Source organism: Enterococcus sp. DIV1726a, assembly GCF_051710985.1.
Classification (GTDB): Bacteria; Bacillota; Bacilli; order Lactobacillales; family Enterococcaceae; genus Enterococcus_B; species Enterococcus_B hirae.
The window spans coordinates 391,500-416,879 of record NZ_JBIOLS010000001.1; the positions used below are offsets into that span (position 1 = coordinate 391,500).

Genomic DNA, 25,380 nt, shown 5'->3' on the forward strand with positions numbered 1-25,380 from the left:
CGGATGTTAGAAGTTGTCTTACCCGAAAAAAGCTATGAGATCATCATCCAGCGAAACGCACTAGATCAAGTCGCAGATTGGCTTTCCGGTTTATGGCAAGAAAAGAAAATTGCGATCATTAGTGATGAAAATGTCTTTCCGCTTTATGGTCAAAAGATACAACAACAATTAGCCGATCGGTATGAGGTTGTGAATTATGTTATTCCGGCTGGCGAAGAAAGTAAATCACTGTCGATGGCTGCTAAATTATATGATTTTCTAGCCACTGAACAATTGACGAGAAGTGATGGCATTATTGCTCTAGGTGGCGGTGTTGTAGGCGATTTAGCTGGTTTTGTGGCATCAACTTATATGAGAGGAATTTCTTTTGTACAGATTCCTACCTCCTTATTGGCACAAGTAGACTCAAGCATAGGTGGCAAAACAGCAGTCAATGCACCAAACGCCAAAAATATGATTGGCACATTTGCACAGCCAGACGGTGTGTTGATTGATCCAGAAACGCTGACGACATTACCAGTAAAAAGGATCCAAGAAGGAATTGCAGAAATCATCAAGTGTGGTGCGATCAAGGATGAAAGTCTTTGGAGAGAGTTAGCTCGTTTTATTGATGTAGCTGATTTAGTAGCACATAGCGAGCTAGTGATCGAAAAAGCTTTACGTGTAAAAAAAGAAGTGGTAGAAGAAGATCAATTTGATCAAGGCAGTCGTTTGTTCCTCAACTTTGGTCACACGATCGGACACGCTATCGAGCAAACAGCGGGATATGGACAGATTAGTCATGGAGAAGCAGTGGCGATCGGCATGGTACAAATCAGTCGGAATGCTGAAAAAAGGAAAGAAACACCTGAAGGAACGACGCAACAACTTATCAAGATGATCCAAAAGTATCAGTTGCCCATTTCTTACGAACCATGGGATGAACAGGCGTTGTTCCAGGCGATCACTCATGATAAAAAAGCCCGGGGAAAACAGTTGAAAATTATTTTATTAGAAAAAATCGGTCAGGCAAAAATCCAATCGATCCCAATCGAAGCAATCAAAAATTATTTAGAAGAAGGTGAGTAAATGCGTTACTTAACAGCAGGAGAATCACATGGGCCTAATTTGACAGCGATTATTGAAGGAGTTCCAGCAGGCTTAACCTTATCGATTGAGGCAATCAATCAAGAATTAGCTAGACGACAAGGTGGTTATGGTCGAGGTGGGCGCATGAAGATTGAAAAAGATCAAGTGACAATCACGTCGGGTATTCGTCACGGCAAAACATTAGGCTCACCGATCACAATGACTGTCACGAACAAAGATTGGAAGAACTGGCAAACGGTGATGTCAGTTACTCCAGTTTCTGAAAAAGAAGAAAATCTACGACGAGTGGCTAAACCAAGACCAGGTCATGCCGATTTAGTTGGTGGTATGAAGTATCAACACCATGATCTTAGAAATGTATTAGAGCGTTCTTCCGCAAGAGAAACGACGATGCGAGTAGCAATCGGGGCACTAGCAAAACAGATTTTAGCTGCTTTAGATATAGAGATTGCTAGTCATGTAGCGATCCTTGGAGGAATCAAAGCGAATGTGCCAGAGAATTTGACCGTGACAGAAATCAAAGAAAAGACGACTATCTCCGAAGTGAACATGGTAGATCTAATGATTGAAGAGGAAGTAAAAGCCTTGATCGATGCTACTAAAAAAGCAGGAGACACTTTGGGAGGTGTAGTGGAAGTTCGGGTCGAAAATGTGCCAGCAGGGTTAGGGAGCTATGTACAGTGGGATAAAAAATTAGACGGTAAGTTAGCTCAAGCGATGTTAAGCATCAATGCTTTTAAGGGAGTCGAATTTGGAATTGGGTTTGAAGCTGCTTCGTTACCAGGATCACAGGTGATGGATGAAATCACTTGGGACGAAAGCGGCTATCACCGAGCAAGTAATCATTTAGGTGGCTTTGAAGGTGGAATGACCAACGGAGAACAGATTATTGTTCGGGGCGTGATGAAACCAATTCCTACTTTATATAAACCTCTCATGAGCGTGAACATCGATACTAAAGAACCTTATAAAGCTAGTGTGGAACGTTCCGATAGTACGGCAGTTCCAGCAGCTTCAGTCGTCGCAGAGCATGTGATTGCGACCACTCTTGTTCGCGAGATACTTGAGCATTTTCCAGCAGATAATATGCAAGAATTAAAAAAAGCCGTTGCAAATCACCGCCAAATGACCAAAGAATTCTAATCGGAGGTAGCGATGAAAAAAAAGGTGTTTGTCATAGGATTGGGTCTGATTGGCGCTTCCTTATGCCGAGCGATCAAAGGGTCAGCAATTACCCTTTATGGCTGGGATCATTCAGAAGAAACAAGAGAAATAGCGGAAAAAACACAGTTAGTCGATCAGGTTGTCACAGGGATCGAGGCAGCTAGTCAAATGGATGTGATTATCCTTGCCGTTCCAGTTCAAGTTAGCTTGGAGTATCTCAACTGTTTGGCGACACTTCCCTTGAAAGAAACAGTATTAGTAAGTGATACCGGAAGTACGAAAGCGACGATAATGGCGCTAGCGAAGCAACTCCCATTTGATTTTATTGGTGGGCATCCGATGGCTGGTTCACATAAATCAGGAGTAAAAGCAGGCAATCCGTATTTATTTGAAGAAGCGTATTATATCGTAACGGATGACTGTCAAAGTGAACGTACAGAAGAACTGATCGCTTTACTACGTCCTACTCGAGCAAAGTTTGTTCGCTTAACTGCCAAAGATCACGATGAGATCGTTGGGGTGCTAAGTCATTTGCCACATATTGTCGCTTCAGGATTAGTACAAATCAGTGAGCAGCTGAATCAAAAATATCCACGTGCCTCACAATTAGCTGCTGGCGGATTTCGGGATATCACACGGATTGCTTCATCAGATCCCCAAATGTGGACGGATATTTTAATGACGAACCAAGAAATGATGATTCAGTTGATGGAAGACTGGCAAGTCGCAATGGAATCGTTAAAACAGGAACTGATTGATAAAAATCAATCGGCAATTCAAGAGTTCTTTGTGCAGGCAAAACAAACACGGGATCAGTTGCCCCGGAAAAAACAAGGAGCGATTCCAGCTTTTTATGATTTATATGTCGATATTCCCGATATCGCTGGTGCTGTCGCAAAAGTTACTAACGTACTAAGTCAGGCAAATCTTTCCATTATTAATTTGAGCATCCAAGAAACAAGAGAAGATATTTTTGGTGTGTTAGAGTTGTCTTTTAAAAATCAAGCGGATTTACTTAAAGGACAGAAGCTGATCGAAGCCGAAAAATTTCATTGTTGGATAAGGAGTTGAAGTCATGAAACTATTGACAGCTAAAAATGGGATCAATGGAGAATTAGTGATTCCTGCTGATAAATCGATTTCCCATCGCAGCATCATGTTTGGTGCGATCAGCAAAGGAACTACGATCGTCAACAATTTTTTAAAAGCTGAAGATTGTTTAAGTACGATTGCAGTTTTTAAGCAATTAGGGGTACGTATTACCGAAAAAAATGAACAAATCATGATTGAAGGAAAAGGATTTGAAGGATTAACAGCACCATCTTCCAGGCTAGATGCAGGAAATTCTGGCACAACGATGCGCTTAGTATTAGGAATTTTAGCAGGATGTCCATTTACTTCTGAGATTGCAGGGGATGCTTCTTTGAATCGCCGTCCGATGGAACGTGTGATGAAGCCATTGCGTGAGATGGGTGCTGATTTACAAGGAACGGCCGAAGCTGAATTTCCTCCACTAAAAGTAACTGGAAATACATTGCACGGGATCGAGTATCACATGCCCATTGCTAGTGCGCAAGTGAAGTCTGCTATCCTTTTTGCAGCTTTACAAGCCGAAGGAACCACTAAAATCATCGAGAAAGAACAGTCAAGGAACCATACCGAAGAGATGATCAAACAATTCGGTGGGAAGATCCAAGTGGAAGGAAAAGAAATTATAGTTGCTGGACCACAACAGTTGATCGGACAAGAAGTCACTGTCCCAGGGGATATTTCTTCGGCTGCGTTTTATCTCGTCGCAGCAAGTATTTTAGCAAACAGTGAAGTCCTCTTAAAACAAGTAGGAATCAATCCGACACGGACAGGTATTCTCGATGTGTTGATGCAAATGGGTGCTAATATTGAAGAAAGACAGCTGGATGAGCAAAATCAAGCAGCAGATTTGATTGTCCGTTCTGCGCAACTCCATGCTTGTGAGATCCAGGGAGAAATCATCCCACGCTTAATTGATGAGTTACCAATTATTGCATTAGCTGCTACTCAAGCAACAGGCACAACCATCATTCGTGATGCTCAGGAATTAAAAGTCAAAGAAACGAATCGGATTGATGCAACTGCGGAAGAATTAACGAAAATGGGTGCGAACATTGAACCGACAGAAGATGGTTTGATTATTCACGGACCAACACCTTTACATGGAGCGACAGTGGATAGCCATGGGGACCATCGAATTGGGATGATGTTACAAATCGCCGCTTTACTAACCCCAGAACCTGTCGAATTACTCAATCCTGAAGCAGTCAATATTTCATATCCTGAATTTTTTACGGATCTAGCCAAATTGGTTCAGGAGGACCCATCATGACGTCACTTGTATTGATCGGTTTTATGGGCGCTGGTAAGACGACGATCAGTAAGAAACTAGCGGCTCGATTGGATCAACCAGTCATCGATATGGATGACTATTTAGTTCAACAATTAGGCTGTTCCATTGAGCAATACTTTGCTACCTTCGGAGAAGCCCCGTTTCGCGACCACGAAACCGCTCTTTTAAAAACAATTTTACAAAAAAAGGCAGTGATCGCTACTGGTGGCGGGGTTGTCTTACAGAAAGAAAATCAGGAACTATTAAAACAGCAACAAGTCATTTATTTAAAAGGAGAAGCCGATATCTTGATCGAACGGATACGACAAGATCAAACAAATATTCGACCGTTAGCGTTAAAGAATAGTGACACAAAACTACGTGAGATCATGTGGGAACGGGAAAAAATATACAAAAGTTTAGCAAAAATCACGATAGATACGTCTAAGAAATCGCCAGACGAAATTATCACAGAAATCATAAAGTGGGTAGAAAATAATGATGAAAATTGGGTATCTAGGTCCTAAAGGTTCCTTTACTTATAGTGCAGCCACACGTTATTTCAAACAAGGTACTTTTCTTTCTTATGATTCCTTGATTGATTTGATCGATGCACAATTAGAAAAAGAGATTACTTATGCAATGGTGCCAATCGAAAATACGATTGAAGGTTCTGTTTTGCCAACACTTGATCATGTGTATGAGACATTACCTTCTATTCAAGGAGAAATCGTTCTGCCGATCCGACAACAATTGATGGTCCATCCAACACAACAAGCCAACTGGCGAAATATCACAAAGATTTGTAGTCATCCGCAAGCATTAGCCCAATCACAACTTTTTCTACGGGCAAATTTTCCAAAGGTCGAGATTGAACAAGTAGGTTCCACTGCCCAAGGAGCCCAGCAAGTAGCAACCCATCCAGAAGAATGTCTAGGTGCGATCGGCTCCAAAGAAGCTGCAAACGAATTTGGGTTGACCATCGTGCAATCAGATATCCAGTCCATTGCAACTAATGAGACCCGTTTTTGGGTTCTAAGTGCCGCGCCTGTTGATGCAAAATTACAAAAAAACAGTCATAAAGCGACATTCTTTGTGGATTTGCCAGAAAATAAACCTGGGGCGCTTTATCAAGTTCTTTCGGTCTTTGCTAATAATCAAGTGAATTTAACCAAAATCGAATCACGCCCACAAAAAACGCGGTTAGGCGAATACTTTTTTGTTATCGATGTTGCTATCGATGACAAGATCGACAAGGTGAATGAGCTAATTGAAGTGCTAAAAGAGCAAGGCTATCCTACGCATTTGGTTGGTTGTTATCCGGTTTATCACATCGATGAATGACTAAAAGAAACAAGATGGACGGAGACAAAAACCGATCTTTAGTCCAAACAGATGATTTGCACACTTGAATAAATTCCTTTAGGCTTGAATTAAGCGATAAGAAAGGAAGAGAACAAATGGCAAAAAAAGTTGCAGCAATCGTTACAGATTTAGTTGAAGATGTGGAACTAACGTCACCGAAAGAAGCACTAGAAAAGGCTGGACATACAGTGACTTTGATTGGGTTTGAAGGAAATCAAACAATCAAAGGAAAAAAAGGCGCAGAATTCACAGTCGAACAAAGTATTGCAGATGTTTCTCCTGAAGACTTCGATGCGCTATTGATACCAGGGGGATTTTCACCGGATCAATTACGAGCAGATCAACGATTCGTTGATTTTGTTTCTTACTTTTTAAAAAATGATCAACCGTTATTTGCAATTTGTCACGGTCCACAATTATTTATTCAAACAGGTTTAACTGAAGGACGGACAATGACAGCTTATGATACGGTACGTCCAGATATCGAATATGCCGGTGCCGTCGTGAAGGATGAACCAGTGGTAATTGATCGAGGCTTGATTACTAGCCGAAATCCTGATGATATTCCAGCATTTAACGAAGCAATCGTTGAAGCACTCGCAAACTAATTTGAAAAGTTTAGTCCTAAACATTAAAAAAGCAGTCGTATCGGTCGAAAATGGCATCAGCTATTTTCTGAAGGATGCGATTGCTTTTTGTCGTTTTTCGAAAAACTCTTTCTTATTTCTTGATGCTACACACTTTTATCTCAACCTCAGACGATGCGATGCTATTAGTCCATGTTGGTAAAGATTCCCATATTTTTCTACAAGCACCAAATAACCGTTTTTCGAATACTTAGCGATCTAAGTACTTGAAAAACGGTTAGTTAGTGAAACGAATGGTTCTTGACATGATTAGTTAGAGAGTAAATATAAATGGCTACTTCCTGGTTGTAAGCGGGAATCATTTGTATGTAAATGTTCACCATCAAAAATTTGATAAGAATCATTTTTAGTCTTACAAAGTTCTTTTATTTTTCGGACTGTATTTGTGCCTTCAATTAAGACACCGAAGTCTTGTTCACAGGAGTAGTTATACACTACAGCAGAAGGATGTTTGGTGATGCCCATTTCTCGAGCAATTTTTTGATCAGAGAAAAAAACTTCTTTAACAAACTCGGATTGACGATCTTCTTTGAACATCTCGATATCGCCGCCGACTTCTGCAAAAAGTGATTCAGCAAGTTCTGGAGAATACGGTACTTTATTACAACCTACAGCTTCTTGCATTTTGATCAAAAATTGACGTCCTTTTTTCTTACCTTGGAACTGTGCCGCTTTACAGTCTAACGCAGCAGAATAGGTAGTTGAAAATAAGTGGTTACGCGTAACGAGGTCGTTTTGAGAAATTCCGTTACGTTGCATGACATCCCCAATTGTCTGCAAATTAACTAAAGGCAGAAAACGAAATTGCATCTTTTCTTTGGATGTTTTTCCGTACTCTTCTTCAATAAATTGTAATAACTGTTGTTCTAGTGTAAAACAATGTTTCCCCAAAGGATTAACAAATAAATAAATTTCGATCATATGAATCTCCCCCAAAATAGATTCTATACAACTCGTGAATTCTTTTATTCACAACGTATAACTTAACAGAAAAATGATAAAAAATGAACTCAAGTGCCTTGTGAAAATGATAGAACTTTAATTTTTCGCTGCTAGCATCCGTTGAATTTTATTTTTAGCTGGTCGATAAGGGAAAGAATGTCTTTCCAAAAACGCTAAAAAGGCAGATTTACCAAGAGTAGCATCAGATACTTCTAACTCCAGTTCAAAATCATGTAATTGTTCTCCAAAACTTTCATCAATCGCTAAAAGACCTTCCTCAATGTGAAATTCCGCACGTTTGGTAGTAATGTCTCCAATTTTGCCCAATTCATCCGAAGGAACAGCTAATTCTAACAATTTTTGAAAAACAGCACCCTGACGTGGTAATTGACGTTGCTCAATGAAAGAGAGTGCTTCCTCTTTTCTTAAAGTATCAGTGGTTTCAAGTTTTCCTTCTTTTGCAGGTGTTTTTAGTGTATATTCTGCCCGATCTTCAAGTAATCGGATGCGTAATCCACAATTTTTTTGTGCTAGCAGTCCATCTGGTGTATCAAAATAGATATTCGTTTGAACCGTAAAATCTTCTGGTTTTAGTTGATAATACTGGATCAATTGATTATATTCTTGTTGCGTCAGCATGGACTTGTATTCAATTTCTAACATTTCAGACATAATGATCGCCCCTTTCATTCATTCTGCCTAATTTTTCCTTTTTGGTCAATACAAAAAGCCGAGAGGTACAAAAAAACTTCATTTATATGTTAAAATAGAAAAGAATGTTAACGAAGTAGAGGGATCAGCGATGGAACGAGATTGGGAAGAGTTTTTAGCACCGTATGAACAAACAGTATCAGAATTAAAAGTAAAGTTACGCGGGATCCGTAAGCAATTCAGAGAACAAAACCGACATGTTCCGATTGAGTTTGTTACTGGACGAGTCAAACCAGTCGATAGCATTGTGACAAAATCACAGCTGCGTCATATTCCGATGAGCCGTTTAGAAGAAGAAATGTCTGATATTGCTGGATTACGAATCATGTGTCAGTTTGTAGAAGATATCCACCAAGTAGTAGATATCATTCGTAAAAGAAAAGATATGAAAGTGATTCAAGAAAGAGATTATATTACAAATAAAAAAGCCAGTGGGTATCGTTCGTATCATTTAGTGATTGAGTATCCTGTTCAGTTGATCAGTGGCGAAAAGAAAATTTTAGCTGAAATTCAAATCCGGACGTTAGCTATGAACTTTTGGGCGACAATCGAACACTCATTGAACTATAAATATCAAGGCGTGTTTCCTGAAGAAATGAGTGAAAGACTCCAACGTGCGGCAGAAGCGGCTTATCAATTGGACGAAGAAATGTCCAATATTCGGGAAGAAATCCAAGAAGCTCAACGTCTATTTTCCCATGGAAGAGGAAAACGAGATGACGTTTACTATCGTACCGTATTAAATCGAGAGAAAAAAGAGGAGGTCACGGATGAAAGTAGCGATCGTTCATAACCAAGAAGCGAAAACAATTGAAGTTACCGAACGATTGAAAGCTCTTTTGACACAATCGGCTATTCAAATCGACGGACAACGCCCCGATTTAGTGATTTCCGTAGGTGGTGATGGGACGTTATTGTCCGCTTTTCACAAGTATAGCCATCTATTAAATGAAGTTCGTTTTTTAGGGGTCCATACAGGGCACTTAGGTTTTTATACGGATTGGCGTGACTATGAATTGGAAGAATTAGTCAATAGCTTACAGACCAATCAAGAACAAAGTGTAAGTTATCCTTTGCTCGATATAAAGATCAGTTATTTAGATGATAAGCCGGCAAAACATTTCTTGGCTTTGAATGAATCCACGATTAAACGATCAAATCGGACGATGGTTGCCGATGTATATATCAAAAATGAATTGTTTGAAAGTTTCAGAGGGGACGGATTGGCTGTGTCTACGCCAACAGGTTCAACCGCTTATAATAAAAGTATCGGCGGGGCAGTTATTCATCCGAGTATCAATGCCTTTCAGTTAACTGAAATTGCTTCATTAAATAATCGAGTCTTTCGTACACTCGGTTCGCCTATGGTCATCGCACAAGACGAATGGCTGGAAATCAAATTAGAAAATACAGAGGATTATCTTGTTACAGTCGACCAATTGGATATTAAGGAATCGAATATTCGTTCCATCTATTATCGCATTGCAAAAGAGCGAATTCATTTTGCTTCTTATCGGCACATGCATTTTTGGCATCGTGTAAAAGATTCCTTTATTGGTGAGGGATAACATGGAATTTGTGTGGACGTATGAAAAAAATCATCCGCAGCAGATAAAATATTTTTTAAAAGAAAAAGGAATTTCTAAAGGGTTGTTAGCGAAAATCAAATTTCAAGGTGGCGAGATCAAAGTAAATGGTCAAACTGAAAATGTCTTGTTTTCTCTATCGTACAATGATAAGGTAACGATTGTCATTCCAGCAGAAGGCGAACACGAAACGGTACTTTTAGATGAAACACCGATCGAGATCGTTTACGAAGATGAACATCTTTTAGTTGTGAATAAACCAGCTGGCGTCTCTTCGATTCCAGCACAATATCATCCAAACTATACGATGGCTAATCGAGTAAAAGCTTATTACAAACGACAAGGTTACGAAAATCAAGTCATTCATGTGGTGACAAGACTAGATCGGGATACTTCTGGGTTGATGTTGTTTGCCAAACATGGCTTTGCTCATGCAAAGTTAGATGTACAGCTTCGAGAAAAACGATTTGTGAAGAAATACCAAGCACTTGTGAGTGGCGAAATAACTAAATTAGCACCTCACGGCTGGATTGACCTTCCAATTGCGAGAGACCAATCTTCTTTACTGAAACGGATGGTTTCGACAGCTGGGCGAAGCGCACAAACCGAATATTGGTTAACGAAAAACACCGCAGAGGTTGCTTTGGTAGATATCCAACTGCATACGGGGAGAACCCATCAAATCAGAGTTCATTTTTCAGAAATTGGCTGTGCGCTATTAGGAGATGAAATGTATGGTGGGCGTATGGATCTTGGAATAGCAAGACAAGCTTTACATTGTTACGACCTGCGTTTTGATCATCCTTTTACACAGGAACGATTGGAATTTAAACAGCCTTTGGCTAAAGATATGGCGACTGTTCTCCAGCATTTTGAAAGTTAGGGTGAGGTGAGATAGAGTTGGATGAAAATCAAGAACTAGAGGAACGATTTGCCCAGTTACTCCAGGATTTAAGAGAAAATAACCTACAGGAATTTAGAAATAGTTTCCTGGAAATGCATATTTACGAGCAGGGGCAATTCTATCAATCTCTGAACGAAGAGGATCGTCAACTGATCTATTCCTACTTATCTCCTAAAGAATTGGCAGATATGTTTGATGTGATTGAAGAAGACAATGAATATATGAAAGAGTATTTAGCTGAAATGCGTCCGAGTTATGCTGCAGAAATGCTTTCAGAAATGTATACCGATAATGCAGTAGATTTGCTAAATACCTTAGATAAAAAACAAGTCGCTAAATATTTAAGTTTAATGACTACTGACGATGCTAGTGAAATCAAAGAGTTATTACACTATGAAGATGAAACAGCTGGCGCGATCATGACGACCGAATTTGTTTCGATCGTGGCGAATCAAACGGTTCGTTCTGCGATGTATGTCTTAAAAAACGAAGCAGATGTAGCTGAAACCATTTACTATATCTATGTCGTCAATCAAGAAGAACAATTGGTTGGAGTTATTTCATTGCGGGATTTGATCGTTAATGATGATGATGCAATGATCTCTGACTTGATGAGCGAACGTGTGTTATCCGTCCATGTGGGGGATGACCAAGAAGATGTCGCGCAAACCTTTCGTGATTATGACTTTCTAGCATTACCCGTAACAGATTACGATGACCATCTACTGGGGATCGTAACAGTTGATGATATTATTGATGTTATTGATGATGAGGCTGCAAGTGATTATTCTGGTTTGGCAGGGGTCAATGTTGAGGAAATCAATGAAAATCCCGTGAAGTCAGCTGCTAGACGTCTTCCTTGGTTGATCACCTTATTATTTTTAGGGATGTCTACGGCTTCGTTGATCAGCCATTACGAAGAACTGGTGAGTGAAGCAAGTATTTTAGCCGTCTTCATTTCGTTGATCACCGGAACTGCGGGGAATGCTGGCACCCAATCATTGGCGGTTGCAGTTCGCCGTTTGGCTGTTTCTGACGACAAAGATGCTGGTTTTGTCCGTTTGATTCTAGCTGAAGTACTCACAGGACTTGTGACAGGGGCAATCACTGGCTTGACGATCTTTTTGATTGTAGGAATTTGGAAGCATAACTTTATTTTAGGCTTTGTAATTGGGATTGCCATGTTATTTGCGATTACTGTAGCCAACTTGGCAGGAAGCTTGATTCCGATGTTGATGGATCGCTTAGGGTTTGATCCTGCCGTGGCTAGTGGTCCTTTTATTACCACCTTGAGTGATTTGACTAGTGTCTTGATCTATTTCAACATCGCTTCATTGTTTATGGGGTATTTTATGTAGCCATTCCTTTTGAGATGGTGCAACAAGTCTGTGATAAAAATAAAAAACGTAAGGAGCAAAGTAATCAACTTGCTTCTTACGTTTTTATTATTACTAGAAAAAATTTAGTCGAATGAAACGATCTTTGTTCCATGAACTTCATTCACGCCTAGTTCTTTGGCAACATGTTCTGCATTTTTGTAATCGATCTTGCCACCAGGTAAGATGATCAGACGTCCGTCAGCATAAGCAATCAATTTTTTTAAATGGTCAAAATTGGCTTCAATTGGTGCGTTCGCATCTCCACCATGAGTTAAAATACGGTCTACACCGTGTTCAACCAGCCAATCAATTGCTTCAAATTGCCGTTCTTGCGGGATACAATCAAAAGCCATGTGGAACGTGATTTGTAGTCCTTCTGAGGTTTCGATCAATAATTCCATTGCCTCTTCATCAATCCAATTTGAAGGAGTCAAACAGCCTATAACTACGCCATCTGTACCTAATTTCTTCGCTTCGATTAAATCAGTATGCATGATCTTTAATTCAATATCATTATAGACAAAATCGCCACCTCGTGGTCGGATAATTGTCATTACAGGTACTTCTTTTTCATTGGCATAGCTTAAAACTTCTTCGATCACTCCGGTGCTAGGTGTGGTTCCGCCAGCAGCTAAGTTATCGCATAATTCGATCCGGTTCGCTCCCTTAGCAATTGCTAGAGGAATGGAAGTATAATTTTCTGCACAAAATTCTTTGATCATTTGCCTGCTCCTTTATCATTCGCCTTCTTCTTCTAAAATTGTACCATATTTTTTGTAGTTGCTAAAGTTTTCTTCTAACGGTAAGATGAAAAGGGAATAAAGCAATATTCAACGATTAAAACAAGAAATGAGCAAAAAAAATGTTAAAAAAAATTGATCAAGGTCGCCAATTTTTAAAGGGAAATCAACAGCTGTTCCGATGCCCACTTTGCCATGCTGGAGTAGCAGTCACTGAGAACGGTTTGGTTTGTCATCAGAACCATCGCTTCGACTTATCCAAAAAAGGCACGCTTTACTTTTTATCTCATGGGGTAAAAACGGAATATGATCAGAGTATGTTTGATCCCAGACGTAGAATGATCCAAGCAGGGATGTATCAGCCTGTGATCGACTTGTTAGCACAACACGTATCGCAGGGATCAGAGGTCTTAGATGTTGGCTGTGGCGAAGGAAGCTTTTTAAATGAATTAGCACGACTGCAACCGTTGAAAAAGGCCGTAGGTTTTGATCTTTCTAAAGAAGGTGTTTATGCGGCTACTGCTCAGCCGGTCGAGGCGTTTTGGTGTGTAGCAGATTTAACCAATCTTCCTTTTGAAGACCAAACATTTACTACGATTCTAAATATTTTTTCGCCTTCTCACTATAAAGAATTTCAACGTGTGCTAACCGATGATGGGGAAGTCTTGAAAATCGTTCCGCAACAAGATTATTTAAAAGAATTACGCCAAGCGTTTTATCCAGACCAGCCTGAGAAACAACAGTATTCAAATGAACGAGTGGTGGCTAAGTTTGCGGAGTCCCTAGAATTGACTGAACGTCAACGTGTTACCTACGAATTTGATATCCCAGAAAAAAATCGGCAAGATTTGTTAGCGATGTCTCCGCTCGAATGGCAAGTCAGTCAAGACGTCAAAGAGCGTGTGTACCAGAATCCTTTGAAAAAGATTACAATTGACGTAGAATTATTAAAAGGAAATAAGAGAAAACGATTGCAATGAAATTATTCATTTCTAAAGGTTGCAAAAAGAGTTTGTTGATGATATAGTAACGACAAGTTGTTTTTTCATTGGTTTTTATCAGGTTCCTGTTCTGATAAAAGTTAGTGAGAAGAGCTTCACTAACGTAACGACTCGCAGTGACTGACACCGAGTTGATACGTTTTTTTTTATGCCAAAATCACTACTAGTTAGTTAACATATAGATGAGAGGATGGATCTTAATGAACCATATCGTTTTATTTGAACCATTGATTCCAGCAAATACTGGAAACATTGCCCGAACTTGTGCAGCAACCAATACGCCCTTGCACTTGATTGAACCGTTAGGATTTTCAACAGATGATAAACATCTAAAACGTGCAGGATTGGATTATTGGAACGATGTCAATATTACCTATCATCAAAATTTAGATGCTTTTATGGCTTATTTAGGGGAACGTAAACTTCATTTGGTATCGAAGTTTGCCCATAAAGTATATAGTGACGAAAATTTCGCTGATGGAGAAGACCATTTCTTTTTATTCGGCAAGGAAACAACAGGATTACCTGAAGAATTTATGCGTGAAAATGAAGAAAAATGTTTAAGAATCCCAATGAATGACGAACATGTCCGTTCATTGAATCTCTCAAATACGGCTGCAATGATCGTCTATGAAGCATTGCGCCAACAAGGATTTCCTAATTTAGAGTTAACGCACCATTATGAAAATGATAAACTAGACTAGAGGTCATTTTCCAAGTGCTCTGATTCAAGCATTAAGGAGAAACAAAGAAAAACAGCTTTTCATGTTTTACTTGGTTTGGACTTAATGCACAGAATCAACTTGGAAAATACCGTTTATCAAGAGGTCATTTTTCAAGTGCTCTGATTTAAGCATTAAGGAGAAACAAAGAAAAACAGCTTTTCATGTTTTACTTGGTTTAGACTTAATGCACAGAATCAACTTGGAAAATACCGTTTATCAAGAGGTCATTTTCAAAGTATTCTGATTCAATACGAATAATCACAAGGACTTTTTATTGAAGGAGTTCTTTGTTTTTAAGGAACAAATTTTATAAAATAGTAGCATCATCTTTGTCTAAATGAGCCTATAAGGAGTCCGATATAAATGGAATTATATTTTACCCGACATGGAAAAACACAATGGAATCTCGAACGCCGTTTTCAAGGAAGCCAAGGCGACTCACCACTTTTACCTGAAAGCTATGAGGAAATCAAAGCATTTGGTAAAAAAGTGAAGTATGTACCATTTAAAGCAATCTATTCAAGTACCGCTAAGCGTGCCCGTGACACAGCCGAAGGAATCAATCAGGAATTAGCGCATCCAGTCGAAATTATTTATACTGATAAATTAAGAGAATTGGGTTTAGGAGAATTAGAAGGTCAATCAATTGATGAAATGTACGAACGATATCCGGAAAACCTTCCCAATCTACGTAACCACTTAGATCGTTATGATCCGACACCTTTTAAAGGAGAAGCGATCGATTGTGCCATTACTCGTATTGAAACAGTTGTGGCTGATGCCGTTGCTTTACATGATGGACCGATCTTGTTTGTTGGACATGGGGCATCATTAACTGCGGCGATCCAATGGTTGACAGGAAAAAAACTGAGTCAACTAAGAGAAATGGGTGGCTTATATAATAGTAGTTTGACGATTTTAGAAACAGGAGAACCCAACAATTTGTTGCCTTATGAACTAAAAGTTTGGAACGAAATTGACTTTTTAGGAAAAGAGACAAAACCAGAACCATTACTCTAATTGGAAAGGAGGCGGCAAGATGCAGCCAGAAGAAATGCCTTATTTTGTTGGTACAGTTGCCGCAATCTTTTTTCAAAATCCAAGTAATTTTTATAAAGTACTGTTGGTTCGGCTCACTGAAACAACAGCTGACTATCGTGAAAAAGAAATTGTGGTCACTGGAAGCTTTGGTGAGATCCAAGAAAATGAGCTTTATCGTTTTTACGGCGAATTAGTCGATCATCCTAAATATGGGCGACAGTTAAAGGTTGAACGCTATGAGCAGGAGAAACCAACAACAGTCAACGGGATCGTGGGTTATCTATCCAGTGAAAAATTTCCTGGGATTGGCAAGAAAACAGCTGAGAAGATCGTGGAGCAACTAGGTGAAGAAGCGATTGAAAAAATCATCGAAGAACCGTCCGTATTAGAACAAATCGCAGGCTTGAATCAAGCCAAAAGAGATATGATCGTTGAGACGATTCGTTTGAACCATGGGATGGATCAAGTGATCATGGGCTTGAATCGTTATGGCTTTGGTAGTCAGTTAGCTTTTAGTATCTATCAAGCATATAAAAATGAAGCTTTAGATATCATCCAGGAAAACCCCTATCAGTTAGTCGAAGATGTGGAAGGAATCGGCTTTAAAAGAGCAGATAATCTTGCAGAACAATTAGGGATCGCGGCTGATTCACCAAGACGGATTCGAGCTGCAGTTTTACATCAGATTTTTCAACATGCTGTTCAAACTGGCGATACATATGTACCAGCTGAAACGCTTCTTCATCAAACAATCAAAATTCTGGAAACCAGTCGACCAATTGAGATCCAACCTGATCAAGTGGCGACGGTCATTATTCAACTTGTGGAAGAAGGTAAGATCCAACAAGAAGAAACCAATCTCTATGAAAATAGTCTGTATTTCTCAGAATGGGGGATCGGTAACTCGATTCAACGGTTACTTAGTCGGAAAAAAGAAATCAACTATGACGAAAAAGAAGTGCAGAAAAACATTCGGCGAATTGAAAAAATATTTGGTATCCAATATGGAGAATCGCAAGAAAAAGCAATTTCGGAAGCAATCCGATCACCTTTATTTATTTTAACTGGGGGTCCCGGCACAGGGAAAACAACAGTTATCAATGGGATCGTCAACTTGTTTGCAGAATTAAATGGCTTAGAATTAGATCCAAACAAATATACCCAAGAAATTTTTCCGATCCTACTGGCTGCACCAACTGGTCGAGCAGCCAAACGGATGAATGAGACGACAGGATTACCTGCCAGCACGATCCATCGACTACTAGGTTTGAATGGTCGAGAAAAATCTCCTTCAGTAAGTACGAAAGAATTAGAAGGTGGGTTGTTGATCATCGATGAAATGTCGATGGTCGATACATGGCTAGCTAATACGCTATTTAAAGCCATCCCTACCAACATGCAAGTGATTTTAGTAGGAGATAAAGATCAATTACCTTCTGTCGGACCGGGACAAGTCTTGCATGATTTATTAGGAATTGACCAAATCCCGAAAGTGGAATTGAATCAAATTTATCGGCAGGGAGACGGATCAAGTATTATCCCCCTTGCTCATGAAATCAAAGAAGGTCATTTACCAAGTGATTTTTTGCAAAATCAAAAAGATCGTTCTTTCTTTCGAAGCGATGCCTATAGTATCGAACCTTTAATCGCAAAGATTGTTGAAAAAGCCAAAAATAAAGGCTTCACTGCACAAGATATCCAAGTCTTGGCGCCAATGTACCGTGGACCAGCTGGTATTGATGCGTTAAACAAAATGATGCAGTCGATTTTTAACCCTGGAGGTGCAGGGCGGAAAGAAGTCCACTGGAATGAGACTGTTTATCGAATCGGTGATAAAGTATTACAATTAGTGAACACACCTGAACTCAATGTGTTTAATGGTGATATGGGTGAGATCACGGGGATCGTGTTAGCGAAAGATTCAGAAGATAAAGTGGATGAATTAGTGATTCAATTTGATGCGAATGAAGTGACTTACAAACGCAATGAATGGAATAAAATCACCCTTTCTTATTGTTGCTCGATCCATAAATCTCAAGGAAGCGAATTTAAGATGGTGATTTTACCGATGGTTCATCAGTATCAACGGATGTTGCAACGGAATCTTCTCTACACGGCTGTCACAAGAAGTAAAGAACTATTGATTCTACTAGGGGAAGAACAAGCTTACGTTACTTGCGTTGCGAATGAATCGGCTAGTCGAATGACGACATTGAAGAAACGGATCGAAGAAAATGACAGTATGAGTCTTGTTACACGAACGAAACTTGTCGCTTATGAAGATTCCCTTGTAGGTAATGATCCTTTTGAAGAAGGAAATTATACCAAGGCGGGAGAAACTGCTCATTTCGTAAAAACAGAGACAACTCAACAAGCCGCTCAAGAAAATGTCGTAGATTCAACGGAGGGAAATGTTAGCGATGATCTCTTTACTTTATCAGTAGAACAAGACACAACCGAAACGGCTGTCGAATCAAAAGTGATGGAAGAAGCACCAACAGAGCAACTACCAAAAACATATATTTTAACAACCGAAGCGATTGAAAAACAGTGGATTGATCCAATGATTGGGATGGAGCAAGAGGCTGTGAAAGAAGTGTTTAGCTCCGAATAAGAGAGGATTTTTTTAATAGCTCCTCATATTTTAGAAAATCATCGCTTATTGTTGAGGAGTTGCTTTTTGAACGTCGTGAATCAGAGGTCGTGAAAACATCGGGTAGCTCTGATGACAATAAGAAAGAATTTTTTGAAACAGCTTCTCATGTTTTGAAAAATTCAGGCTTATTTCAAGGAGCTGATGTTTGAACACCGTTTATCCGTTTTTAGAGATAGGTAGAAGAGCCTGAGGCAAGTTTTGGCTCAGGCTCACTTGAATCGCTCCTAATGAGAATGTTACTTATTTTTTAAGAGCAAGAGATAGATAAAGACCGCAAAAGTTAGCCCAACAAGTCTGACTTTTGCGGTCTCTTCAATATCTCCAGCTCTTTTTATGGGGTTATCTTACCCATGGAAGAAAATGTATATAAAATAGGCAAAATCAATGTGACACGTTACACCAAAACAGTTGCTTTTTGGTAGCTAATTGCAAATCAAAAGGTTGTTTTTGGCTATCTTCACCATCTTCTTGACCATACTGAGGAACAGTTGATAGTATGCGCAATTTGCTAGTAGTAAAATGATGGAAATTTTTTGATTTCATTTGCTTTTTCTGTAGTAATAAGAAGATGATTCCCAAGATTTTGAATAAATTCACTCGTTCAACAACAACTAGATCGATCGTTGGTTTGGCAATTTCTGCTGTCGGCGCAATCGCTACACCGCCACCAAAATAAGGATGGTTCGTTGCAGTACATAAAAAGGCTTTGTCAAAACTGATTTGTTTTCCGCCAATGTCCACTAAGATTGGAAACCCTTTTTGCCAAAAAAAGACACGTAGGATAGAAAATAGGTAAGCAAAAGAACCTAAATTATATTTATTTAATTTTGTTTTTGAAGTAGAGTGGTTTGTAGCATGGACGATTGCCGCATCTAAGCCAATGCCAAAATTGTTTACTACTACACCTTGTTTGTCACTCACTTTTTCCTCGTAAGTTAAGAGGTTGATTTCTTGAGGTTTGTTCGTCTTTAGGATATTTTCTAATGCTTTCTCGGCATTTCTAGGTAACCCAATCCCTCGAGCGAAATCATTGCCAGAGCCTGCGGGAATATAGGCTACTGGAAATGCCACATCTAGTTGATAAAAGGTATTTAACACTTGATGCAGTGTACCATCACCGCCGATGATCACGAGTAGGGGAAATTCAGACTCGCTTTCTTGTGGTTCGTCTGTCCATTCAACTAATGTTTCTTTCGCTAACTCTTCGGCAATTTTAGCATCATGCCCTGGATACTCACTGTATTGGATCGAATAGTGAAGCTTTTTTTCGGCAAATAGCGGAATCATTTTTTCTGCTACTTTTTTACCAGCACCACTTCCAGCAGCTGGATTGATCAATAAGTAATAATGGAAATTCATTTTTACCTCCTGCATCTGATTCAGAAGATGAGTAAATCTCACTCATTCCACTCATTCATTAAAATAGAAAAAATGATCAAACTATTTTTTGCTTAGTCATTTAGTGAACAAGCAACTGAAACTTCTATCGTTAATTTTACATGGTTTGTGTCTTAGCGAAACTAAGAAAACAAACATTATTTTTTATCCTTGGCTATTATAGCAGAGAAGAGGAATTTTGAAAAAGCACCGTGCATAAATAAGAGGTAAAGTTCACCCTGATTTGAATAAATAGCATGGAAGCAAAAGACTTATATTTAGAGAACGTTTTTTGTAGGAGCAGTTTCAAATCGTGGGGATATCTGCTATAATGAATCCTTGCTTATGACAGCTGCGGTTCATCAACCATCCCGCATTAAAAAAACTAGGAGAAATGAGGAATATTTTATGCAAAAAACGGTGGAACGCCAACGATTGATGGTCGTTGTAGTAAATGGAATCATTATGGCTTTGTATTTGGCACTTACGATTTTAGTGGCACCAGTCTCTTCTGGACCTATTCAATTTCGTATTTCTGAAAGCTTGAATCACTTAGTAGTCTTCAACCGGAAATTACTTTGGGGCGTGTTAGGTGGCGTCATTGTCTATAACGCATTTTTTGGTTTTGGTATATTAGATGTGGTCTATGGTGGGGGACAAACCTTGATTTCATTGGGGTTGACTGCTTTGCTACAAAATAAAGTAAAGAATGTCAAAATAAGATTAGCATTAAATACGCTTTTCTTTACAATTAGTATGGGATTGATTGCGTACATGTTGGTACCAACTGGTGGACAAGCATTTTGGACAACTTACGGTACGCTAGCTTTGAGTGAGTTCATCATTATGGCTATTTCTGCACCATTGATGTATTACTTGGATCGTTCCCTAGACTTTGAAAAAAGAGTATAGCGATCAATAGGTAGATATAGGAAAACCTGTTAATCAGTTAAAATATATTTATAAAAAGGGATAACAGTAGTTAAAAGAAATTCATCTTTAGCTACTGTTTTTATTTACGCAAAATTAGAGGTTGTGAAAGAAGCGTTTAGCTCCGAGCGAATAAGAGAGGATTTTTTTAAATAGCTCCTCATATTTTAGAAAAGCATCGCTTATTGTTGAGGAGTTGCTTCTTGAACACCGTGAATCAGAGGTCGTGAAAACATCGGGTAGCTCTGATGACAATAAGAAAGAATTTTTTGAAACAGCTTCTCATGTTTTGAAAAATTCAGGCTTATTTCAAGGAGCTGATGTTTGAACACCGTTTATTCGTTTTTAGAGATACTAGAAGAGACTGAGACAAGTTTTGTCCCAGTCTCTAATCTTAGTATGTTTTTTTCTATCGTAAAGTCGTAAAGTTGACTGATCCTTTACACATTTATTCAGGGTTTTGTAAATTTTCGATTTCGATCACTTTGTAATTTTTCTTTTCAAGATGGTTCACGATCGTGTCGCAAACTTTTTGATCTGTATGTGCAGGTAACGTGATCAGTGTACGACGGATGTATTCTTCTTTTTCAATATCTAACGTGATGCAACTTGCGATACTACTATGTTTTGCGATGATTTTAGCGATCGTAGCTAAATCTCCTTGTTTTCCAGTAGAAGCAATCGTTAAAACATAGCTGCCTTGTTCTACGCTCCAAGATTGTGAAAGCATGTTTAGCAATGTACTGTGGGTCAAAATACCGTAGAAATGATTGTCATTGTCAAGAACAGCGATATAAGGCAACTCTTTGATCGTAAAAAATATTTTAAAGAATGAAGTATCTAAATAAATGAATTTTGTTGCATTTTTCAAGAGGTGGGTGACGGGTAAAGTCATATCTCCACCATTCGCTTTGTGACGATAAATGTGCATTTTGTAAATATTTCCACGGAAAATATTTCCTGAAGCATCTAAAATTGGCACACAACGATAACCAGAGGATTCTAGAATCGCTAAGGCTTCTTCCAAGGTACTAGTTTCTGTGACAGTTGTTAAATCTTTTTTCTTATATACGAGTGTTTTTAGTAGCATAAAGTTACCTCCATGTATCTCATTTTTACTTAATTTCAAATTAATCATATCATAATTAATTATAAAACAATAGGTTATTCAATCTCGAATTGACAGAAAATCTTTTCCATGATACTGTAAATGAGTATAATTTTGATTTTCAGTGAGGAGGTAGGAGCGGATGGCAAAGAAGAAAGCAGCATTAGCTTGTTCCGTTTGTGGTTCTAGAAACTATACCAAATCGGTTAGTGAAGGAAAAAGTGGCGAACGTTTGGAAATCAATAAATTTTGTAAATATTGTAATCAATACACATTACATAAAGAAACAAAATAGAGGACAGGAGGGCCCGCAATGAAATTCATTAAAAGTGTAAAAGATGAAATGAAACAAGTGACTTGGCCTAGTGGCAAACAATTACGCAAAGACACACTAGTTGTCATTGAAACATCAATTATCTTTGGTGTGATGTTTTTCGTAATGGACACAGCGATCCAAAGCTTATTTGCTTACTTACTAAAATAAGTCGCTAGTAAAAGCAAGGATATCGTGCTATAATCAACGTGAAGAAAAACTTCGGGAAACTGGGGTTTTTTTATTTTACAACGAAATGAGGAGCCTTTAATGGAATCTTTTGAAAAAAATTGGTATGTACTACATACATACTCTGGTTATGAAAACAAAGTAAAAGCAAATATCGAATCACGTGCGCAAAGTATGAAAATGGCTGACTTTATTTTTCGTGTAGTTGTTCCTGAAGAAACTGAGAAAGAAGTAAAGAACGGAAAAGAAAAAGAAATCGTTCATAAAACATTTCCTGGTTATGTCTTAGTAGAAATGATTATGACAGATGCTTCTTGGTATGTTGTACGTAATACACCTGGTGTAACAGGATTTGTAGGGTCACATGGTGCAGGTAGTAAGCCAGCTCCATTATTGCCAGAAGAAGTAAGTCACATCTTACGTTCAATCGGTATGAGTCTTCGTCAAACAGATCTAGAGATCGAAGTTGGCGAAGTAATCAAGATCATCGAAGGTGCTTTTGCAGGCTTAGAAGGTCAAGTAACTGAAGTAGATGAAGAAAAAGAAAAACTAAAAGTTAATATTGATATGTTTGGTCGTGAAACAAGTACTGAACTTGATTTTGAACAAGTAGATAAAATCGACTAAGTATTCAACTATCTGAGGATGGATTTTTAAATAGAAATCCATGCGACGATCAGATAGCATCACGACTAAAAGATTGAAACCGAGATTTGCAAAAATTGTTTAACCTATTTTTGCAATATTTCGGTTTATTTTTTCAAGTTGTTCACGAATAACCAATAATATAGGTTCGGAATTTGAGTCGGTTTGTCAGTGGAAAATTGAGATCGCTAATCAGAGGATTGATCAAATTAGGAAGGAGAAATAATGAAAAATTGGAGAAAGTTTGGAATCGTTGGCTTTTTATTGATGGTCAGCGTTCTTTTTATAAGTGGCTGTCGTCAGACAAAAGAAACAAGTCAGTCGTCTGAAGCTGCTAAAACAGTTGAAACAACGCAAGCAACGAAAGAAAAGGAAACGCAATCGACTACCCCTACTTTGTTTTTCCATGGATATAGTGGGACAGTTAATTCATTCAAAGGAATGATCCAGCGCCTGGAATCATCAGAGAGTGGGAAAAAAGAATTAACATTGACGGTTGATGTCAATGGCAATGTACAGGCAGAAGGGGAACTTTCAAAAGAAGCAGATAATCCAATGATCCAAGTTCTATTTGTAGATAATAAAAATAATGAATGGAACCAAACAGAATGGATCAAAGACTGCTTAAGTTATTTGCAACAGACGTATGGAATCAATCAAGTGAATCTGGTAGGACATTCGATGGGGGGCGTCAGTGGTCTTCGGTATTTAGCTACTTATGGACAAGATCAAACGTTGCCTAAAGTGGATAAATTCGTGGCAATTGCCGCACCATTCAATGACTTTGAAGAAAATAATGGGCAAAGTATCAGCGATGAATTAGCTAATGGTCCAGCGATAGCTTCTAGTCGTTATCAAGACTACCAACGACTTATTGGCAATGTGCCAACCACTACACAAATCCTGCTGATTGCAGGACAAGTGAGTGAGACGGATTTAAGTGATGGGACGGTGCCATTAAGCAGCGCTTTAGCAGTGTATGCGTTATTGAAGCAACATGGAAATCAAGTGGAAGAAAAAGTGATCACAGGGGAGAACGTAACGCATAGTATGCTTCATGAGAATAAAGAAGTTGATGCCCTCACGCGCCAGTTTCTTTGGAACATCGACTAATGAAAAAAATAGGTTGTTAAAGTATATAAATATATTTTTAAACTATTGATATATCATAAAAAAAACTATGACAATCGGCAGGAATGGCATGTTGGATTTTCAGTCGCTTTCTATTTTTTAGAAAAGTAGCGCTTGTTACGAAGATCAGTCCAGTAACCTCTAATTATTCGATAGTCGCTGAGCTTGGGACAAAAAGGTCGTCCCGAGCTCTTTAGCATGTATAAAAACGAATAAACAGAGATGCAAAAGTAGCGCCTTCGAGAATTTCCTTCTAATCTTTGGATAATAAATGTTTTTAGCTCAACCTCTAAGGAACTTTTTTTTCGAAAAATAAGGAAAAATGTACCCGTGTTTCAGCATTTTCTATGAAATAATAAAAGATAGAAGCTAGCGAAAGGAGTAAATGAGCATGAGAGTTTTTTTCCCTGATCCTCAACGAAGACCACAAAAAGATATTCAAGAAATGACTGCTAAATTAACCAAGCAATTCCAAGCAATTGATGAACGATTAACACTAGAACATTTTGATGATTTTGTTGATTATGGCCCAGAAGTGTTTCCCCAATTAGCTCCACTTTATTGGGATCCACGAGTGCCGAATCATCCAATGGAACACTTTGTTTACTATGAATATGTTTTGAGATTAAATGGGTTTCCTATTTATGTGATCACACCGTATAGTGAGGTCATAGATAAAACTTATACGAGAAAAGGGAGAGATAAAGATCCCTTTTGGTCTTTGATGAGACGTATTGATCCTGAGATTTTATCGCTCATCCATGATTATCAGATCCAAAATCTTCATTACTGGCGGGATCTTTATTCAGTAACCCAATTTCAAGCAGAAATCAATAAAATCAATAGTAGAGTATCCTTGATCCCCGAAAAAACAAATAACGAGGCGCGCACACTCCTTTTTATTGATCCAAAACAACGAGACCCTGAATTTGTCCGACGAACCACAGAACAAATGGCTCAAGAATTAGCTGAGCTTGATCCGCACTTGTCCGTGGTCTACCATGAGGACTTTATTGATTTTGGCCCAGAAGATGGGCTGTTTTTATCCGAGTGTCCTTTTGATCCAGAAGAGGATGATCCTGATGATCCACGAGCGGGGCTAGCAGATACAGAGTATACCGTCTATTATGAGGATACGATTTTATATGCTTCAACCCCTTATTCCTTAGGTTATGGGTACCATGGGGACTATTTTAGAGGAGGAATCCCTAGCAGGGAATACTTAGGACTATCTCAAGAATTTACGGAAGAAATCCTAAGAATAATGAATAAATTTAGCCTTTATAACTACTATTATTGGCGACATTTATATACTCCTGCAGATTTTCAAACAGAAATAAGACGCTATCAAAAAAGTTGGGACTTAGAGTAAGCA

At 38.7% G+C, this 25,380-nt stretch carries 26 protein-coding genes; 21 read left to right on the forward strand and 5 right to left on the reverse strand.

Going from position 1 to position 25,380, the window contains the following annotated elements; all coding sequences use genetic code 11:
* Window positions 1–3 precede the first annotated feature (3 nt).
* The 7 genes from aroB to IGJ27_RS01800 all read left to right on the forward strand — a co-directional run bounded on the left by aroB (window position 4) and on the right by IGJ27_RS01800 (window position 6,588).
* Window positions 4–1,068, forward strand: a complete 1,065-nt coding sequence (gene aroB, locus IGJ27_RS01770; protein WP_010738524.1) for a 3-dehydroquinate synthase — start codon at window positions 4–6, stop codon at window positions 1,066–1,068.
* Entirely contained in the window at window positions 1,069–2,232 is a 1,164-nt protein-coding gene (gene aroC, locus IGJ27_RS01775; protein ID WP_010720178.1) for a chorismate synthase, read from the forward strand. It abuts the gene before it with no gap.
* A gap of 12 nt (window positions 2,233–2,244) precedes the next feature.
* Window positions 2,245–3,324, forward strand: coding sequence for a prephenate dehydrogenase (locus IGJ27_RS01780; RefSeq protein ID WP_178306204.1), 1,080 nt, complete (start codon window positions 2,245–2,247; stop codon window positions 3,322–3,324).
* Between the two features lie 4 nt (window positions 3,325–3,328).
* Window positions 3,329–4,615 (forward strand): 3-phosphoshikimate 1-carboxyvinyltransferase, encoded by a 1,287-nt coding sequence (gene aroA / locus IGJ27_RS01785; protein ID WP_178306203.1) that lies wholly within the window; start codon window positions 3,329–3,331, stop codon window positions 4,613–4,615.
* The gene (locus IGJ27_RS01790) at window positions 4,612–5,142 is read left to right on the forward strand and encodes a shikimate kinase (RefSeq protein WP_178306202.1); all 531 of its coding nucleotides are present in this window, start codon (window positions 4,612–4,614) and stop codon (window positions 5,140–5,142) included. Before aroA ends, IGJ27_RS01790 begins: the two co-directional genes overlap by 4 nt.
* On the forward strand, window positions 5,114–5,959 hold the full coding sequence (gene pheA / locus IGJ27_RS01795) for a prephenate dehydratase (RefSeq protein WP_034699462.1): 846 nt from the start codon (window positions 5,114–5,116) through the stop codon (window positions 5,957–5,959). The genes IGJ27_RS01790 and pheA overlap by 29 nt, the downstream gene beginning before the upstream one ends.
* 116 nt (window positions 5,960–6,075) lie before the next feature.
* Window positions 6,076–6,588, forward strand: a complete 513-nt coding sequence (locus IGJ27_RS01800) for a type 1 glutamine amidotransferase domain-containing protein (RefSeq protein ID WP_010738518.1) — start codon at window positions 6,076–6,078, stop codon at window positions 6,586–6,588.
* A 288-nt stretch (window positions 6,589–6,876) separates the two neighbouring features.
* Here the strand turns inward: IGJ27_RS01800 and IGJ27_RS01805 are convergent, their stop codons facing one another.
* The gene (locus IGJ27_RS01805; RefSeq protein ID WP_034699468.1) at window positions 6,877–7,548 is read right to left on the reverse strand and encodes a ClpXP adapter SpxH family protein; all 672 of its coding nucleotides are present in this window, start codon (window positions 7,546–7,548) and stop codon (window positions 6,877–6,879) included.
* 117 nt (window positions 7,549–7,665) lie between these two features.
* Complete coding sequence (locus IGJ27_RS01810; protein ID WP_178306201.1) at window positions 7,666–8,241, reverse strand: CYTH domain-containing protein; 576 nt, start codon at window positions 8,239–8,241, stop codon at window positions 7,666–7,668.
* A gap of 130 nt (window positions 8,242–8,371) precedes the next feature.
* Between IGJ27_RS01810 and IGJ27_RS01815 the strand changes: the two genes are divergently transcribed.
* Genes IGJ27_RS01815 through mgtE form a run of 4 tightly spaced genes read left to right on the forward strand, consistent with a single transcriptional unit; the run spans window position 8,372 to window position 12,128 of the window.
* Complete coding sequence (locus tag IGJ27_RS01815; protein WP_010720170.1) at window positions 8,372–9,073, forward strand: GTP pyrophosphokinase; 702 nt, start codon at window positions 8,372–8,374, stop codon at window positions 9,071–9,073.
* Window positions 9,051–9,848: an NAD kinase gene (locus tag IGJ27_RS01820; RefSeq protein ID WP_010720169.1), complete on the forward strand. Its 798-nt coding sequence runs from the start codon at window positions 9,051–9,053 to the stop codon at window positions 9,846–9,848. Before IGJ27_RS01815 ends, IGJ27_RS01820 begins: the two co-directional genes overlap by 23 nt.
* A 1-nt stretch (window position 9,849) precedes the next feature.
* Window positions 9,850–10,749 carry an RluA family pseudouridine synthase gene (locus tag IGJ27_RS01825; RefSeq protein WP_010720168.1) on the forward strand — a complete coding sequence of 300 codons (900 nt, stop codon included), beginning with the start codon at window positions 9,850–9,852 and terminating at the stop codon, window positions 10,747–10,749.
* Window positions 10,750–10,766: 17 nt separating this feature from the next.
* Window positions 10,767–12,128, forward strand: a complete 1,362-nt coding sequence (gene mgtE / locus IGJ27_RS01830) for a magnesium transporter (protein WP_010720167.1) — start codon at window positions 10,767–10,769, stop codon at window positions 12,126–12,128.
* A gap of 104 nt (window positions 12,129–12,232) precedes the next feature.
* Here mgtE and IGJ27_RS01835 read toward each other — a convergent pair whose 3' ends face one another.
* Window positions 12,233–12,871, reverse strand: a complete 639-nt coding sequence (locus IGJ27_RS01835; RefSeq protein WP_010720166.1) for a copper homeostasis protein CutC — start codon at window positions 12,869–12,871, stop codon at window positions 12,233–12,235.
* A gap of 140 nt (window positions 12,872–13,011) precedes the next feature.
* On the opposite strand from IGJ27_RS01835, the gene IGJ27_RS01840 reads away from it, so the two are divergent.
* The 4 genes from IGJ27_RS01840 to recD2 all read left to right on the forward strand — a co-directional run bounded on the left by IGJ27_RS01840 (window position 13,012) and on the right by recD2 (window position 18,270).
* Window positions 13,012–13,869, forward strand: a complete 858-nt coding sequence (locus tag IGJ27_RS01840; protein WP_178306200.1) for a methyltransferase domain-containing protein — start codon at window positions 13,012–13,014, stop codon at window positions 13,867–13,869.
* A 221-nt stretch (window positions 13,870–14,090) separates the two neighbouring features.
* A complete protein-coding gene (gene trmL, locus IGJ27_RS01845; protein ID WP_010720164.1) occupies window positions 14,091–14,594 on the forward strand; it encodes a tRNA (uridine(34)/cytosine(34)/5-carboxymethylaminomethyluridine(34)-2'-O)-methyltransferase TrmL in 504 nt (167 codons plus the stop codon).
* Window positions 14,595–14,978: 384 nt separating this feature from the next.
* The gene (locus tag IGJ27_RS01850) at window positions 14,979–15,635 is read left to right on the forward strand and encodes a histidine phosphatase family protein (protein ID WP_053765828.1); all 657 of its coding nucleotides are present in this window, start codon (window positions 14,979–14,981) and stop codon (window positions 15,633–15,635) included.
* A gap of 19 nt (window positions 15,636–15,654) precedes the next feature.
* Window positions 15,655–18,270: an SF1B family DNA helicase RecD2 gene (recD2, locus tag IGJ27_RS01855; protein WP_178306199.1), complete on the forward strand. Its 2,616-nt coding sequence runs from the start codon at window positions 15,655–15,657 to the stop codon at window positions 18,268–18,270.
* Between the two features lie 423 nt (window positions 18,271–18,693).
* On the opposite strand, the gene IGJ27_RS01860 is transcribed toward recD2, so the two are convergent.
* Window positions 18,694–19,671: a diacylglycerol/lipid kinase family protein gene (locus tag IGJ27_RS01860; RefSeq protein ID WP_160231781.1), complete on the reverse strand. Its 978-nt coding sequence runs from the start codon at window positions 19,669–19,671 to the stop codon at window positions 18,694–18,696.
* A gap of 426 nt (window positions 19,672–20,097) precedes the next feature.
* Here IGJ27_RS01860 and IGJ27_RS01865 point away from each other — a divergent pair, with 426 nt between their 5' ends.
* Entirely contained in the window at window positions 20,098–20,601 is a 504-nt protein-coding gene (locus IGJ27_RS01865) for a QueT transporter family protein (RefSeq protein WP_010720160.1), read from the forward strand.
* 466 nt (window positions 20,602–21,067) lie between these two features.
* On the opposite strand, the gene cbpA is transcribed toward IGJ27_RS01865, so the two are convergent.
* The gene (cbpA, locus tag IGJ27_RS01870; protein WP_010738510.1) at window positions 21,068–21,709 is read right to left on the reverse strand and encodes a cyclic di-AMP binding protein CbpA; all 642 of its coding nucleotides are present in this window, start codon (window positions 21,707–21,709) and stop codon (window positions 21,068–21,070) included.
* Between the two features lie 160 nt (window positions 21,710–21,869).
* On the opposite strand from cbpA, the gene rpmG reads away from it, so the two are divergent.
* The 5 genes from rpmG (at window position 21,870) to IGJ27_RS01895 (ending at window position 25,377) form a co-directional block, all read left to right on the forward strand.
* Complete coding sequence (gene rpmG / locus IGJ27_RS01875) at window positions 21,870–22,022, forward strand: 50S ribosomal protein L33 (protein ID WP_002294578.1); 153 nt, start codon at window positions 21,870–21,872, stop codon at window positions 22,020–22,022.
* Window positions 22,023–22,040: 18 nt separating this feature from the next.
* Window positions 22,041–22,211, forward strand: a complete 171-nt coding sequence (secE, locus tag IGJ27_RS01880; protein ID WP_010720158.1) for a preprotein translocase subunit SecE — start codon at window positions 22,041–22,043, stop codon at window positions 22,209–22,211.
* Between the two features lie 99 nt (window positions 22,212–22,310).
* Window positions 22,311–22,856, forward strand: a complete 546-nt coding sequence (gene nusG / locus IGJ27_RS01885) for a transcription termination/antitermination protein NusG (protein WP_010720157.1) — start codon at window positions 22,311–22,313, stop codon at window positions 22,854–22,856.
* 243 nt (window positions 22,857–23,099) lie between these two features.
* Window positions 23,100–23,987 (forward strand): alpha/beta fold hydrolase, encoded by an 888-nt coding sequence (locus tag IGJ27_RS01890; RefSeq protein WP_178306198.1) that lies wholly within the window; start codon window positions 23,100–23,102, stop codon window positions 23,985–23,987.
* A 409-nt stretch (window positions 23,988–24,396) separates the two neighbouring features.
* The gene (locus tag IGJ27_RS01895; RefSeq protein ID WP_178306197.1) at window positions 24,397–25,377 is read left to right on the forward strand and encodes a hypothetical protein; all 981 of its coding nucleotides are present in this window, start codon (window positions 24,397–24,399) and stop codon (window positions 25,375–25,377) included.
* Window positions 25,378–25,380 lie beyond the last annotated feature (3 nt).

What these genes read in the sequence shown, in the direction of transcription:
- aroB (WP_010738524.1), top strand. Translation starts at nt 4, where the DNA reads ATGTTAGAAGTTGTCTTACCCGAAAAAAGCTATGAGATCATCATCCAG.
- aroC (WP_010720178.1), top strand. Translation starts at nt 1,069, where the DNA reads ATGCGTTACTTAACAGCAGGAGAATCACATGGGCCTAATTTGACAGCG.
- IGJ27_RS01780 (WP_178306204.1), top strand. Translation starts at nt 2,245, where the DNA reads ATGAAAAAAAAGGTGTTTGTCATAGGATTGGGTCTGATTGGCGCTTCC.
- aroA (WP_178306203.1), top strand. Translation starts at nt 3,329, where the DNA reads ATGAAACTATTGACAGCTAAAAATGGGATCAATGGAGAATTAGTGATT.
- IGJ27_RS01790 (WP_178306202.1), top strand. Translation starts at nt 4,612, where the DNA reads ATGACGTCACTTGTATTGATCGGTTTTATGGGCGCTGGTAAGACGACG.
- pheA (WP_034699462.1), top strand. Translation starts at nt 5,114, where the DNA reads ATGATGAAAATTGGGTATCTAGGTCCTAAAGGTTCCTTTACTTATAGT.
- IGJ27_RS01800 (WP_010738518.1), top strand. Translation starts at nt 6,076, where the DNA reads ATGGCAAAAAAAGTTGCAGCAATCGTTACAGATTTAGTTGAAGATGTG.
- IGJ27_RS01805 (WP_034699468.1), bottom strand. Translation starts at nt 7,548, where the DNA reads ATGATCGAAATTTATTTATTTGTTAATCCTTTGGGGAAACATTGTTTT.
- IGJ27_RS01810 (WP_178306201.1), bottom strand. Translation starts at nt 8,241, where the DNA reads ATGTCTGAAATGTTAGAAATTGAATACAAGTCCATGCTGACGCAACAA.
- IGJ27_RS01815 (WP_010720170.1), top strand. Translation starts at nt 8,372, where the DNA reads ATGGAACGAGATTGGGAAGAGTTTTTAGCACCGTATGAACAAACAGTA.
- IGJ27_RS01820 (WP_010720169.1), top strand. Translation starts at nt 9,051, where the DNA reads ATGAAAGTAGCGATCGTTCATAACCAAGAAGCGAAAACAATTGAAGTT.
- IGJ27_RS01825 (WP_010720168.1), top strand. Translation starts at nt 9,850, where the DNA reads ATGGAATTTGTGTGGACGTATGAAAAAAATCATCCGCAGCAGATAAAA.
- IGJ27_RS01835 (WP_010720166.1), bottom strand. Translation starts at nt 12,871, where the DNA reads ATGATCAAAGAATTTTGTGCAGAAAATTATACTTCCATTCCTCTAGCA.
- IGJ27_RS01840 (WP_178306200.1), top strand. Translation starts at nt 13,012, where the DNA reads ATGTTAAAAAAAATTGATCAAGGTCGCCAATTTTTAAAGGGAAATCAA.
- trmL (WP_010720164.1), top strand. Translation starts at nt 14,091, where the DNA reads ATGAACCATATCGTTTTATTTGAACCATTGATTCCAGCAAATACTGGA.
- IGJ27_RS01850 (WP_053765828.1), top strand. Translation starts at nt 14,979, where the DNA reads ATGGAATTATATTTTACCCGACATGGAAAAACACAATGGAATCTCGAA.
- recD2 (WP_178306199.1), top strand. Translation starts at nt 15,655, where the DNA reads ATGCAGCCAGAAGAAATGCCTTATTTTGTTGGTACAGTTGCCGCAATC.
- IGJ27_RS01860 (WP_160231781.1), bottom strand. Translation starts at nt 19,671, where the DNA reads ATGAATTTCCATTATTACTTATTGATCAATCCAGCTGCTGGAAGTGGT.
- IGJ27_RS01865 (WP_010720160.1), top strand. Translation starts at nt 20,098, where the DNA reads ATGCAAAAAACGGTGGAACGCCAACGATTGATGGTCGTTGTAGTAAAT.
- cbpA (WP_010738510.1), bottom strand. Translation starts at nt 21,709, where the DNA reads ATGCTACTAAAAACACTCGTATATAAGAAAAAAGATTTAACAACTGTC.
- rpmG (WP_002294578.1), top strand. Translation starts at nt 21,870, where the DNA reads ATGGCAAAGAAGAAAGCAGCATTAGCTTGTTCCGTTTGTGGTTCTAGA.
- secE (WP_010720158.1), top strand. Translation starts at nt 22,041, where the DNA reads ATGAAATTCATTAAAAGTGTAAAAGATGAAATGAAACAAGTGACTTGG.
- nusG (WP_010720157.1), top strand. Translation starts at nt 22,311, where the DNA reads ATGGAATCTTTTGAAAAAAATTGGTATGTACTACATACATACTCTGGT.
- IGJ27_RS01890 (WP_178306198.1), top strand. Translation starts at nt 23,100, where the DNA reads ATGAAAAATTGGAGAAAGTTTGGAATCGTTGGCTTTTTATTGATGGTC.
- IGJ27_RS01895 (WP_178306197.1), top strand. Translation starts at nt 24,397, where the DNA reads ATGAGAGTTTTTTTCCCTGATCCTCAACGAAGACCACAAAAAGATATT.